15 protein-coding genes are annotated in these 12,218 nt (G+C 34.9%); 14 read left to right on the forward strand and 1 reads right to left on the reverse strand.

Annotated elements, in window-relative coordinates:
• Positions 1-283 precede the first annotated feature (283 nt).
• The 12 genes from ACE199_RS10250 (at position 284) to ACE199_RS10305 (ending at position 9,832) form a co-directional block, all read left to right on the forward strand.
• Positions 284-1,378, forward strand: a complete 1,095-nt coding sequence (locus ACE199_RS10250) for an acyltransferase (protein ID WP_375349665.1) — start codon at positions 284-286, stop codon at positions 1,376-1,378.
• A 292-nt stretch (positions 1,379-1,670) separates the two neighbouring features.
• Complete coding sequence (locus ACE199_RS10255; protein ID WP_127760992.1) at positions 1,671-1,850, forward strand: hypothetical protein; 180 nt, start codon at positions 1,671-1,673, stop codon at positions 1,848-1,850.
• Between the two features lie 58 nt (positions 1,851-1,908).
• Entirely contained in the window at positions 1,909-2,109 is a 201-nt protein-coding gene (locus ACE199_RS10260) for a hypothetical protein (RefSeq protein ID WP_252291573.1), read from the forward strand.
• A 19-nt stretch (positions 2,110-2,128) separates the two neighbouring features.
• Positions 2,129-2,515 carry a hypothetical protein gene (locus tag ACE199_RS10265; protein ID WP_375349666.1) on the forward strand — a complete coding sequence of 129 codons (387 nt, stop codon included), beginning with the start codon at positions 2,129-2,131 and terminating at the stop codon, positions 2,513-2,515.
• A 301-nt stretch (positions 2,516-2,816) separates the two neighbouring features.
• Entirely contained in the window at positions 2,817-3,578 is a 762-nt protein-coding gene (pxpA, locus tag ACE199_RS10270) for a 5-oxoprolinase subunit PxpA (protein ID WP_375349667.1), read from the forward strand.
• Between the two features lie 88 nt (positions 3,579-3,666).
• Positions 3,667-4,845, forward strand: coding sequence for an NRAMP family divalent metal transporter (locus ACE199_RS10275; RefSeq protein WP_375349856.1), 1,179 nt, complete (start codon positions 3,667-3,669; stop codon positions 4,843-4,845).
• Between the two features lie 73 nt (positions 4,846-4,918).
• Positions 4,919-5,710, forward strand: coding sequence for a putative hydro-lyase (locus ACE199_RS10280; protein WP_375349668.1), 792 nt, complete (start codon positions 4,919-4,921; stop codon positions 5,708-5,710).
• A 22-nt stretch (positions 5,711-5,732) separates the two neighbouring features.
• Positions 5,733-6,482, forward strand: a complete 750-nt coding sequence (gene pxpB, locus ACE199_RS10285) for a 5-oxoprolinase subunit PxpB (protein ID WP_375349669.1) — start codon at positions 5,733-5,735, stop codon at positions 6,480-6,482.
• Entirely contained in the window at positions 6,479-7,456 is a 978-nt protein-coding gene (locus ACE199_RS10290) for a 5-oxoprolinase subunit C family protein (protein ID WP_375349670.1), read from the forward strand. Before pxpB ends, ACE199_RS10290 begins: the two co-directional genes overlap by 4 nt.
• A 463-nt stretch (positions 7,457-7,919) precedes the next feature.
• Complete coding sequence (locus ACE199_RS10295; protein ID WP_375349671.1) at positions 7,920-8,126, forward strand: Fur-regulated basic protein FbpA; 207 nt, start codon at positions 7,920-7,922, stop codon at positions 8,124-8,126.
• A 138-nt stretch (positions 8,127-8,264) separates the two neighbouring features.
• A complete protein-coding gene (locus ACE199_RS10300) occupies positions 8,265-8,591 on the forward strand; it encodes a hypothetical protein (RefSeq protein WP_375349672.1) in 327 nt (108 codons plus the stop codon).
• Between the two features lie 488 nt (positions 8,592-9,079).
• Entirely contained in the window at positions 9,080-9,832 is a 753-nt protein-coding gene (locus ACE199_RS10305) for an IclR family transcriptional regulator (RefSeq protein ID WP_375349673.1), read from the forward strand.
• Positions 9,833-10,028: 196 nt separating this feature from the next.
• Here the strand turns inward: ACE199_RS10305 and ACE199_RS10310 are convergent, their stop codons facing one another.
• The gene (locus tag ACE199_RS10310) at positions 10,029-10,691 is read right to left on the reverse strand and encodes a DNA alkylation repair protein (protein ID WP_375349674.1); all 663 of its coding nucleotides are present in this window, start codon (positions 10,689-10,691) and stop codon (positions 10,029-10,031) included.
• Between the two features lie 323 nt (positions 10,692-11,014).
• Between ACE199_RS10310 and ACE199_RS10315 the strand changes: the two genes are divergently transcribed.
• Positions 11,015-11,608 (forward strand): hypothetical protein, encoded by a 594-nt coding sequence (locus tag ACE199_RS10315; protein WP_375349675.1) that lies wholly within the window; start codon positions 11,015-11,017, stop codon positions 11,606-11,608.
• 230 nt (positions 11,609-11,838) lie between these two features.
• Positions 11,839-12,114, forward strand: coding sequence for a YqhV family protein (locus tag ACE199_RS10320; RefSeq protein WP_252286385.1), 276 nt, complete (start codon positions 11,839-11,841; stop codon positions 12,112-12,114).
• Positions 12,115-12,218 lie beyond the last annotated feature (104 nt).

The following is a 12,218-nucleotide window of genomic DNA, read 5'->3' on the forward strand; positions in this document are numbered from 1 at the left end:
AATTACGGATTCCAAGATCCTAAGGCATGAGCGACTTTCCTGCACTTCTACTATAAAAAAATAGTAGCACAAACCATGGCCATGGTTTGTGCTACTAATGTTAGTATGTTTTAATTTTGCCTTAATCCGTTTATGATTGTAATATACGATGTATTTGGTTACCTTGTGTACGAAGGAGGTGACTAGCCATTATGGGATTATATTTTGTGTGCTTACTTTTTCTGAATTTGAGTAGTATAATTTGGGAGTTATATAGAGATAAGGTCGTAAGGAGAAGTGGTTTATGGGAGGAGAGTTAAATAAAAAAACTCGATATTTTTACGAGTTGAATTTTATACGTGCTATCGCTTGTTTATGTGTTGTGATGGTTCATGTCACAGCAAGGAATTATCATTTAAATGATCAGCACTTCAATTGGCTGACATTATTTTTAAATCAAGTTGCAAGATTTGGTACACCGTTTTTTGCAATCTTGAGCGGTTTTCTGTTATACAATCAAGCAATTAAAAAAGGATTTAATTTTAAAAAGTTTGTTACATCTAGATTTACTAAAATTGTTATACCGTTTTTTATATGGAGTTTTCTTTATTTACTTGTTAAACAGTATAATTTCCCTTGGTCCGAGGGAGGAGCCAGTGTAAAAGACTTTTTATTTCTTTTCTCACTGGGTGATAGTTATTATCATCTTTATTTTATTGTTGTGGTGATTCAGTTTTATCTACTATTCCCTATTTTGCAATTGGCTAAAACTAAAAATAGTATGTTAGCTTTAACAATTATAGCTCTTTTCATAAATTATTTTTTTATGCGGCAACCATTTGATACAGGAAATGAAACTTTTAATCTATTTATTCAGGATAGATCATCAATATTTAAGTGGATTTTTTACTTTATCTTCGGAGGACTTTTAGTATACTTTTGGGAACCACTTGTAAAATGGGTTGAAGAAAATGTGAAATTTACTATTTTGGTTGGTGCTATTAGTATATGTTTCGTTATATATGAGTATAATACATTCGGTTTTTTTTCATCTACGCGCATTGCTAATTTGTTTCACATGCCATTATTTCTCGTTGTACTAATTGGTGTTTATTATGTTATGGGGCGTTGGGAGAAAATAAGAAGCTATATAATCGAACTTGGTAATTTATCGATGGGTATTTATTTAGTTCATCCAATGGTTTTATATGTAATGCAAAATCACACAGCTGAACTATTAACTCAAACAAGATGGCTCCCTTTAGCTTTTCTTATTACTGTACTTTCTTCGATTTTTTTAGTCAAAATTATTAATAAAATTCCGTTTGGTCAATTTGTTGTTACAGTTGCATCTCCAAAAAAAGTAAAATATCAAGAGGTGCAAAGGAAAGCTAGTTAAACTAAAATATAAATAAAGGGGGAAATGTAGAAAATTTATTTGAGCATTTTCCCTTTTATTTTTAGTAAGGAAGAAGCAAGTACAATTATAGCGATGATTGCTAGCCGTATGGACTCATTAGGCACCATTGATTATCATAAGTAAATTAGGGAAAGCTGCCCCAGAACTTTAAAGTTTGGGGCAGCTTTTTTGGTTAGTTAGGAAATTTAGGTAAGGTCATTCTTTTGTGGAGGTACATATTTTTCACCTGTACGTAGACACTATTTCTATCCCTATATTTGGAGGTTCTAATATGGAGAAAGAGCATTTAGGTACATATTATGATGAATCGAATTTAAGCATGAAAAGAAAAGCTAATGACAAAAGGTTGGATATAAGTTCAACAGGATATGGGTTAGAATCTGTTTCAAACGAAACAAAAAAAGATACATTACAGGAATCAAGAAATAGAACTTCTTCTAGAGAAGAATAAGTATGTTTAAGCATCTAAAAATTTTACGGAGAAGAAGGAGGTTTTGTAGTTGCAGGATATGACTATTTATGTAAAAGAAGCAGTAAATGAACAGCCTATTCAAACATTAGAAACAATTCTTGTACAAATGAATGGTATTGAAAGAGCTTTAGTAGACATCGAGGATGGGGAAGTAAAGATTACTTACAATGAAACTCAGATTAATCAGGAAAAAATCAAACACAGAATTCAGCAGCATGGATTACATCTTTCAGAATAAAAAAGCCAGGTAGGTTCATATGGATCAAAACAAGGAGAATGTAGAGGAAGTTATAGAGCCCCATTTGAAACTGCGTATAAAAAAAGAAGTGGAAGGGCTACAGTTCATTAAAAACTTTCGCTCTGCTACTGCGGAAGAATGGTATGTTTTCCTGCCGGGATTTAAAGACCCGCAAACGGGTGGTGCAGCAGGAAAGGTGATTATCCATTATAACTTATACGGCAATCGGGACGTATTTATCAATACAACGATTATTTTTGATGCTAGGGAATTATATGTTTCACAGCTGCATCCGCTTGTTTATGCGCTTTCCGATGAAATCGTAAATCGTCTCGTGGGTTACGCTGATACGCTGCTTTCAGTCCATGCCGGAGAGAACTCCTATCAGGCAGAGTATAAAGCCTAATATAATTGAGGCTTTTAAAGAGATACGGGAGAACTTTGAGGAGCATGTGGATCTAGTCTACTAGCTCCTTTTTCTTTTTTATTTTAAAACATTTTATGAGAAAAGAAAAAAATATATGTAATGTTATATAACAAAAAAATATTGTTGAAATAAAAAACCCGTGATAAAATAAAAATGTTCCGAAATTTGATACATAAATTCCGAATTTCGGTAAAGTGATTTAATGAAAGAAAATTATTGAGTTTTATAGTAATCAACACGCGTTATTGTTTGAATTTTTAGTGAAAGGGAGGAGCAGGCTATGAATACAGTTGATTTGAATTGTGATTTAGGAGAGAGTTTTGGAACATATCAAATTGGGAACGATGAAGCAATTTTAGATTATGTAACATCAGTGAATGTTGCTTGTGGATTTCATGCGGGTGATCCGACTGTTATGAGAAAAACAGTACAGCTTGCTTTAGAAAAACAGGTCAAAATTGGAGCTCATCCCGGTTTACAAGATTTAATAGGATTTGGTCGCCGAAATATGAATATTTCACCACAAGAAGCTTATGATATTGTTGTTTATCAAATCGGCGCTTTAAATGGTTTTTTACAATCAGAAGGTGGTCGAATGCAGCATGTTAAACCTCACGGTGCATTATACAATATGGCGGCAAGAAACAAAGATTTGTCTAGGGCCATTGCTGAAGCGGTCTACAAAGTAAATCCTGAACTCGTTTTATTTGGTTTATCGGGAAGTGAATTAGTACGAGCTGGACAAGCTATTGGATTACAAACGGCTAGTGAAGTTTTCGCAGATCGAACATATCAACAAGATGGTTCATTGACTTCTCGAAATGAAAAAAATGCATTGATAGAAAATGATGACGATGCTGTTGCACAAGTTATTCGAATGATTAAGGAAGGTAAAGTCTTGTCACAGCAGGGAACCGATGTAACTTTAAAGGCAGATACGATTTGTATTCATGGCGATGGGGCACATGCTTTAAGTTTTGCACGCCATGTAAAAAGGTCTCTTGAATTATCAGAAATTACAATTAAGTCTATTTTGAAATAACAACAATCATCAGACATCAGAGAGGAAGATTCTATTGGAGCACAGCAAAAATACAACACCACACAAAAACCCTTCTGCTAAGCCAAAAATGAACTGGACTTTATTAATGGGCGCAGCATTTCTTATGGCAACATCAGCCATTGGTCCAGGTTTTTTAACTCAAACAACCGTTTTCACTCAAAGTCTTGCAGCAAGTTTTGGATTTGTTATTCTTATTTCCATTATTCTTGATATTTTTGCTCAAACAAATGTATGGAGAATTATTGCTGTCTCTGAGAAAAGGGGACAAGACATTGCTAACATGGTTTTTCCTGGATTAGGTTATGTTCTTGCAGCACTTATTGTAATAGGTGGACTTGCATTTAATATCGGGAATATCGCAGGAGCTGGACTTGGTTTAAATGCGATGCTAGGAATATCTCCAACAACTGGAGCTATCATTAGTGCAGTCATTGCTATATTAATTTTCGTTGTAAAAGAAGCTGGAAAAGCGATGGACCGCTTTACCCAAATTGCTGGTTTTGTCATGATTGGTTTAATGCTATACGTTGCTTTTACAACATCTCCTCCAGTCGGAGAAGCAGTTGTGAAAACGTTTGCACCAGACAAAATTGATATTATTGCAATCGTTACATTAGTTGGTGGAACAGTAGGTGGCTATATTACATTTGCCGGTGGACACCGTTTGCTCGACGCTGGAGTAAAGGGGAAAGCGGCATTACCTGAAGTTACGAAAAGTTCCGTAGTTGGTATTTTAATTACTTCGGTTATGCGAATTGCCTTATTTTTAGCTGTTCTTGGTGTCGTATCTAAAGGTTTGCAAATTGATCCGAGCAACCCTCCAGCTTCCGTGTTTCAGCTTGCTGCTGGTAATATTGGTTATAAAATATTCGGGGTTGTTATGTGGTCCGCAGCCATTACATCAGTAGTCGGTGCTGCCTATACGTCGGTTTCTTTTGTCAGAACATTTAGTGAAAAAATAAATCAAAAAGCGAACTGGATTATTATTGGTTTTATCGTTGTTTCAACCCTTTCTTTCGTATTAATTGGGAAACCTGTCAAAGTACTAATTTTAGTAGGGGCTCTTAATGGATTGATTCTTCCAATTGCTCTTGGAACACTTTTAATTGCTGCATATAAGAAGAGTATTGTTGGGGATTATAAGCATCCACTATGGTTAACAATCTCAGGTGTGTTTGTAGTAGTAGTTATGGCATTAATGGGTGGTTATACAATTATTACTCAACTACCGCTATTATTTAAATAAAACGATTAGATTGAATAAATACGACTGGCAGTTTTTTTTGTAGACTGCCAGTTCCTTATAGGAGATGAATAATATGATGAATCTTGCACAAGCAACGCCAGCCGAACTTCGTGCCCTAATTCGTGATAATCAATTGATTAGACCAACTGCAGGAATGGCAAATGGGTACGCTCAAGCGAACTTAGCCATTTTAAAAAAAGAGCATGCTTTTGATTTTTTACTATTTTGTCAGCGTAATTCTAAATCTTGTCCTCTTCTTGACGTAACGGAAATTGGTTCTCCGATTCCTAAATTTGCTGCTCCATCTGGTGATATACGTAAAGATATTCCAAAATATCGAATTTATAAGTATGGTGAATTAGTGGAAGAAGTAACGGATATTACAGATTATTGGGAAGATGATATGGTTGGCTTTTTAATTGGCTGCAGTTTTACCTTTGAACACGCATTATTAAATAATGATATTTCAGTTCGACATATTGAAGAGGATTGTAATGTGCCTATGTATAAAACGAATATTTCATGCGTAGAAGCAGGAATCTTCCATGGGAAAATGGTTGCGAGCATGAGACCGATTCTTCAAAAAGATGTTGTAAGAGCAGCGCAAGTTACTTCTCGTTTTCCGGCTGTTCACGGTGCGCCGATTCATATTGGAGATCCTAGTGCAATTGGTGTTGCTGACATACACCAGCCTGATTTTGGTGATGCAGTAACGATTCGTGAAGGGGAAGTACCGGTATTTTGGGCTTGTGGCGTAACTCCTCAATCGATCGCAATGGAAACAAAACCTGCGATTATGATTACTCATGCACCAGGACATATGTTTATTACGGACATTCGTGATGAAAAACTAGGAGTTTTATAACTAATAGAAAGAGATGATTTCTATGGCGGGAAAGCTTTTGAATACAACTAGATTTACACTATCTCCATTGGGCGATTCGGCAGTAGTGGTTACATTTGGGAATGAAATACAATATGATATTCATCAAAAAATAAAAATATTGATGGAGTTACTTGAAAATGAACCGTTTGTTGGATTGGTAGAATGCGTACCTGCTTATACTAATTTAACCGTTTATTATGATCCTCTTGTGGTCTTTAATGAGCAAAAATATAGAGATAAAGAAGAGATTTCTCCTTATGAGGTAGTTTGTTCAAACATTAAAAAGAAGTTGCAACAAATGAAAACGAATAAAAAGATGACCCATCGAACGATTTCTATTCCGGTATGCTATGGAGGCGAGTATGGACCAGATTTGGAATATGTAGCCCGCTATAATCATTTAACAACTGATGAAGTTATTCGTATTCATTCAAGCGGTGAGTATTTAGTTTATATGATTGGGTTTGCACCAGGATTTCCATTTTTGGGAGGGTTATCAGAAAAGATTGCAACGCCTAGACGCTCTTCACCAAGAACAGCGATACCAGCAGGAGCCGTTGGAATTGCTGGCATGCAAACGGGAGTTTATCCTATTTCAACGCCTGGTGGATGGCAATTGATTGGACAAACGCCCCAAAAACTATTTTTACCGAATGAAAATCCCCCTAGTTTATTACAAGCAGGAGATATTGTGAAATTTTATCCAATTTCTTATGAAGAGTACAAAGAAATGAAGGAGGAGATACGGTGAGCCTACGCGTTATCAAACCGGGATTATTAACAACGATTCAAGATCTTGGCAGAAGAGGGTTTCAAAAACACGGTGTGATTGTAAGCGGGGCAATGGATGTGTATTCCTTACGAATTGCGAATTTGTTGGTTGGTAATCAAGAGGGAGAAGCAGCCCTTGAAGTGACACTAATGGGCCCGGCCTTTAAAGTAGAAGAAGACTGTGTAATCGCGATTACAGGCGGGGATTTATCACCTACCATTGATGACCGAACGGTTCCAATGTGGAGACCTGTTTATGTGAAAAAAGGAGCTATTCTTCGATTTGGACGATGTAAATCAGGCTGTCGTGCTTATTTGTCCGTTGCGGGAGGATATGCTATTTCAGAAGTGATGGGTAGTAAAAGTACGTATTTAAGAGGCCAAATGGGGGGCTATAAAGGAAGAGCCTTACAAGTAGATGATGTTGTTCCTTTTAATGGACATTCTACTATGCTAAAGCATAAGTGGACGGAAAGTTTTATTGCTGCAAAGTGGTTTGTTCATGCAAAAGAGTTTTTGCCGAGCCGCATACCAGCCATTCGCTTTCTCGCTGGAAGCCAGTACGAATATTTTACAAACTCAAGTAAACTTCAGTTTGTAGACAGTTTGTTTAAAGTTTCAAGTCAATCAGATCGTATGGGATATAGAATATCAGGTCCTGCATTGGAACTACAGCATAAACGTGACATCTTGTCTGAAGCTGTATCGAATGGTTCTATTCAAGTCCCTCCAGATGGAAATCCTATCATTCTACTTGCAGATCGCCAAACTACGGGAGGGTATCCTAAAATTGCTCAAGTGATTACGACAGATCTATCAGTAATAGGGCAGTTGAAACCCGGGGAATCTATTCAATTTTCACAAGTTACCTTAAAAGAAGCCGAGCAGTTGTACATTCAAAAAGAACAGAAGTTAAAACAATTGAAGGTTGCGCTATCATTGGCTTTACAGTAAAAGAAAGTACTCCAGGAGTGCTTTCTTTTTTGTCGCGTGTCCAGCGTAGGTACAGTCTATAGGGTGAACAATTATGCTTGATCTAAGAAGAGCATATCTTGAATTTGTGAACTAAATTTTAATTCACACTTGACCTATGCGTTTAATTTTATTAAAATGAAAAAAAAGGAAGTTTTTTCGTCCACTAGACCACTAGAGACTTTAATTCTTGGCTATTTTCATGCTTAAGAGTTAAAGTCTTTTGTATTTAGAGGGAGGAATATGCAATAAGTTTTAGTTGTCGTGGAGATAAGCTCGGTAACATGATTAAAAATGTAGGATTGAAAATAAAGAAAATGGTCGTTTTGTAGGGAAAATAGTGGTTTATTATTAAATAGTTAGTTAGAATTTTTTGTTGAAATCATACTTTTTTTATATGTTTAATAAACTTTTGGATAATGAATTTATAAAAGGAGTGATTTGTGTGGGAAATGTTCTTAGGAAAGCCGTGGAAGATAGACGAAAAAAATTAATAGATAAACTGATTGCTTTTAAAATATATAAGAAAGGTGATAAACATCTTTTTGAGTTATCACTAACAGAACTAGAAAATGAATATAGAAGTTTTCAATCACATTGTCATCCGCATAATGATTTTGGTTCTATAAAATGGACTTGTAAAAAATCATGATATGTAGGTAGTAATCTCGCTCAGTTATTCTAATCTTTATATGCTCTAGTTTCTTCAGAATAGATGGGAACAATAGAAAATTCCATTAAATGAGTAAATGGCAATTAATAAAGGAGAGAGACTGAAAGGGGAAGTTTTATGAACATTAGCGAGACCCAATTATCGGTAAATGATTATTTAGATTTATACTTATATGCGGAAAGTATAAATGACCAATTGTGGAAACAAGAAATTGTAGAAAAATTACAAAATTCCCGTAATGAAATCAGAAAAGAAATCCAATCCTTTGGGTTTAAACATCTTTTGGAAAAGTATAAACATATTAATGAAGAAATTCGTATCATTTATCAGCAGTTGCGAATTTATTCTTCTAATGAGTATTTATTGAAAGAGTTTTGGAGACTAAAACAACAGCGTGTTTTATTAGGTCTCCAGATTCAGTCGGCCAAACATCATTCTCCATAAATATAAGTCCGCGCAAAAAATCTTTGTGAGTTTATTCAGGGTGAGGAAAATCCCAAAAAGATAAAGAGAAACAAGGCTTGAAACGTCTATTAACAACTGTGTTTGTATTATAATTAATTTGATTATGTTAATCGAAATGACTTTCAAAAAATTTTGTTGAAAGTTTCTTGGGAGTAGAGAAATATTAAAGATAAAAAAGGATGGATTTTCCCTCCTTTTTTTGTTGTGCGCCCAGAGCATAGTACAGTCTATAGCGTGTGAGTCCCGAACTGTAAGTACGGTGGTGTGAGAGGTCGGAGGTTAATCTCTACCCCAATTCCTTTTATCCTAATAGGAGATGCAACTTCACTTAATTGAAATCCGATGTTCCTCTTTTGTTTATAATGTTTTATAGTAATGGTAGAAAAAGAATAAAATTTCTTTTATATATTACATAATTGCAGTGGATGTTTAAATTTTTTAACACTTATCAAGAAGGGAGATATTTTATGCAAGCACATAACAAAACCGTTGTAAAATCCATGCAAATCCTCACTCTTTTCTTGAATTATCCCAAACTCACTTTTAATGAAATGATGGAACTTTCTCATATTCCGAAAACCTCTTTACATCGTATGGTTGGTTCGCTTGAAGAAATGGGGTTTTTAACAAGAGATGAAGAAGGTTATTATTCGCTAGGACTATTGTTCTTGCAGTTTGGTCAATTAGTGGCGGAGCGCTTGGATATTCGGATAATTGCACTTCCCGTTATGAAAGAACTTCGAGATGATGTTGAAGAAGCAGTGAACCTTATTGTGAGAGATGCCAATGAAGCCATGTATATTGAAAAAATAGATACGTTGCAGCCTGTACGTTTATATACTTCAATTGGAAGGCGTTCGCCATTGTATGCAGGGGACTCTCGAATTATACTTGCTTATTTGCCGGAAGAAGAGCGTGAAGCTTATATAGAAAATATAGAATTAAAACCAATTGCGATGGGGACAATAACAGATAAAAGTGTGCTTCGTCAATCATTAGAGGATGCGAGAAAAAACGGTTACACCATTACTTCATCTGAATTAGAGAATCATACAAAAGCTATAAGTGCACCAATCTTGAATAATCAAAATCAAATTGTAGCTGGTATTAGCATAGCGGGAATTGATGCACGTTATCAAGAAGATCGCTTGCCGGAATTAATTCAAAAAGTGACGAATGCAGCTAGACAAATTTCCTTAAAGTTGGGTTCTCAAATGTAAAACAATAGAACGAGTTGGATTAATCACAAATGAGATAATTAGATGAACATTGACTAATGTATAAGAGAGTAGCCTAAATTAATATCCCAGCCATTTTCTAAACAAAATATACTTCAAAACTGTTGAAAAATAAAGTTCAATAGTTTTGAAGTATATTATTTTTTTGAGAAATCATACTGCATTTTTAGGATTTTACTTAGTATAAATACTTGCTTCCTTCTCGGACGCTTAATTTTGGAAGCTCGTGGGATTCAATAAAGGCTTTAACAGACTCAGGGTTTGTTTTTGAATATTCCCTAAGCGCCCAGCCGATTGCTTTTTGAATGAAAAACTCCTTACTTTCTTTATTTTGTACAATATAGTCGTAAAGAAGTTGTGCATCTGTCTTTTCTTTATATTTCAATTGAAAAAGGATTGCTGCTCTGTTGAGCCAAAGATGGTCCCCGTAAGCCCAGCCTTCAATCGTTTGAGGGATAACTTCTGGAAAGTTAGCCGCAATTTTTCCAATCGGTTTCGGTGCCAACACATCAACTGAATCCCACCACGATTTTGTAGTAACCAGCTTTTCAAATAATGGAAGATGATTCTTGTCTAACTTGTTGATAGACCGTTCGATATAGTCTAGAGCGGCGTACTGGTATTCCCTCTCTTCTAACTCCCACAAAACTTTAATAAAATCCGTCTGAAAGCTTTCCTTTAATAGGCTGCTTTTTTGAAAAAATTCTTTCATGAGCTCCCTTCTCCTAGGTGTTTTAATACCGAGAAAAGGGAAGTGATCCTTCATATACTTTTGCATTGGAATAGCATTTTCTTTATTTCTATTTGCTTCAAATAAATGAACTAATAAATCAATCTTCATTTGTATGCTCCTTTTAGGATAACGAGAATGTTTGATGACCAAATTCTTTGTTTCTATTTTAAATGGAAAATCCATTCGATTATAGACGAAAATGTGAAAGAATGCATAAATCCTATATTTAAATAATCATCACATCTTAGGTAAACAAAAGGCATCCGAGCGAGAACGCTTTGGATGCCTTTTATACTATAGAAGTAACCCGTCATCAGAATTTGGATATGCACTTGAATACTTATCGTTCTTTGCTTCTTTATTTTTGACTGTCTTCTAAAAGATTTGATAAGATAGGAGGGATTTAAATTACCTAGTAAAGGAAGAGGCATTTGAAAAAATCAGTTAAAATTCTTCTTGTATTTTCACTAATTGTAGGGGCTTTTTTACTATTTATTGTTTTTAAAGGAGTTAGTAATTCTAGTGAAAAAATAGAGTCTGTAGAAGTTCCAAAAGAAATGAGTTACTTAAAAGATACGGAAAAACTATATACTGTTAAGGAGTATAGTACTAAGAAAGAGCGATATATCGAATATGAAGAACATTATATTGGTAAATCTCAAACGTTTAATACATGGTATGGTGCAGATACGTATTTAGAAACAGAGAATGAAGAAGGATTATTTTATGGTAGCGATAAAGTGCTGGCATATCCGGTAGAAAAAGGAAAAAAATGGACGATTGATTCTTATACCTTTACAATTGAATCTGTAGATAAAAGGGTTACAACTCCAGCTGGTACCTTTGACAATGTAGCAGAAGTGAAAACAACTCAAAAAGGTGTGGAAGAGTATAGCATCACATACTATGCAAAAGGTGCCGGTCAGATTTTAAGGGAATCGGTCGAGGCAAATGGTAAAAAGACTATGAGATTTGAACTGCAAGGAATTAAGCAGAAAAAGTCTGAAGAGAATGCTGCTCAATAAGACGAATTTAAAAGATATAATCACAATAAAAGCGTAAATTCATATATGAATTTACGCTTTTATTGTGTGCTTAACAGGGAGTAAAATATAGAGATTATCTGCTCCTGTTAGTTTACATTTATAATGAATGACAAAGGTTTTGACATGTCAGTAGGAAGTAGTACTTGTCCTGAATTCCAAACTGCAGCATAGAATGATGTAGAAAGGAATCTTTATCCAAGGAGGGTACTATGTTTACAGTAATTGAAAAAGCGGTATTAATTATGGGAACATTACGATTTCTTTCCGCAAGTATTGAAATGGTTGCGGCAATACTTATATTTAAATTGAATGATATTGAAAAAGCGTTAATCATTAATAGCTCATTAGCTATGGTAGGACCTATCATTTTAGTTGTAACAACAACCGTTGGATTAATAGGTGTTGCTGAAAAACTATCCTTGTTTAAAATATCGTGTATTTTTTTAGGGGTCGTATTAATTCTTGTTGGAATAAAAAGTAGATGATGGTGAGATCGTTAGTTTCAGTTTGTTTTCTAAAAAAACATCGTCTTGCTTGCTTTCTACATAATGAAGAGGCATCGTTTCCTTAATTTTTTACCTATCCATTT

It is taken from the genome of Peribacillus sp. Hz7 (assembly GCF_042136355.1).
Taxonomy (GTDB): Bacteria; Bacillota; Bacilli; order Bacillales; family DSM-1321; genus Peribacillus; species Peribacillus asahii_A.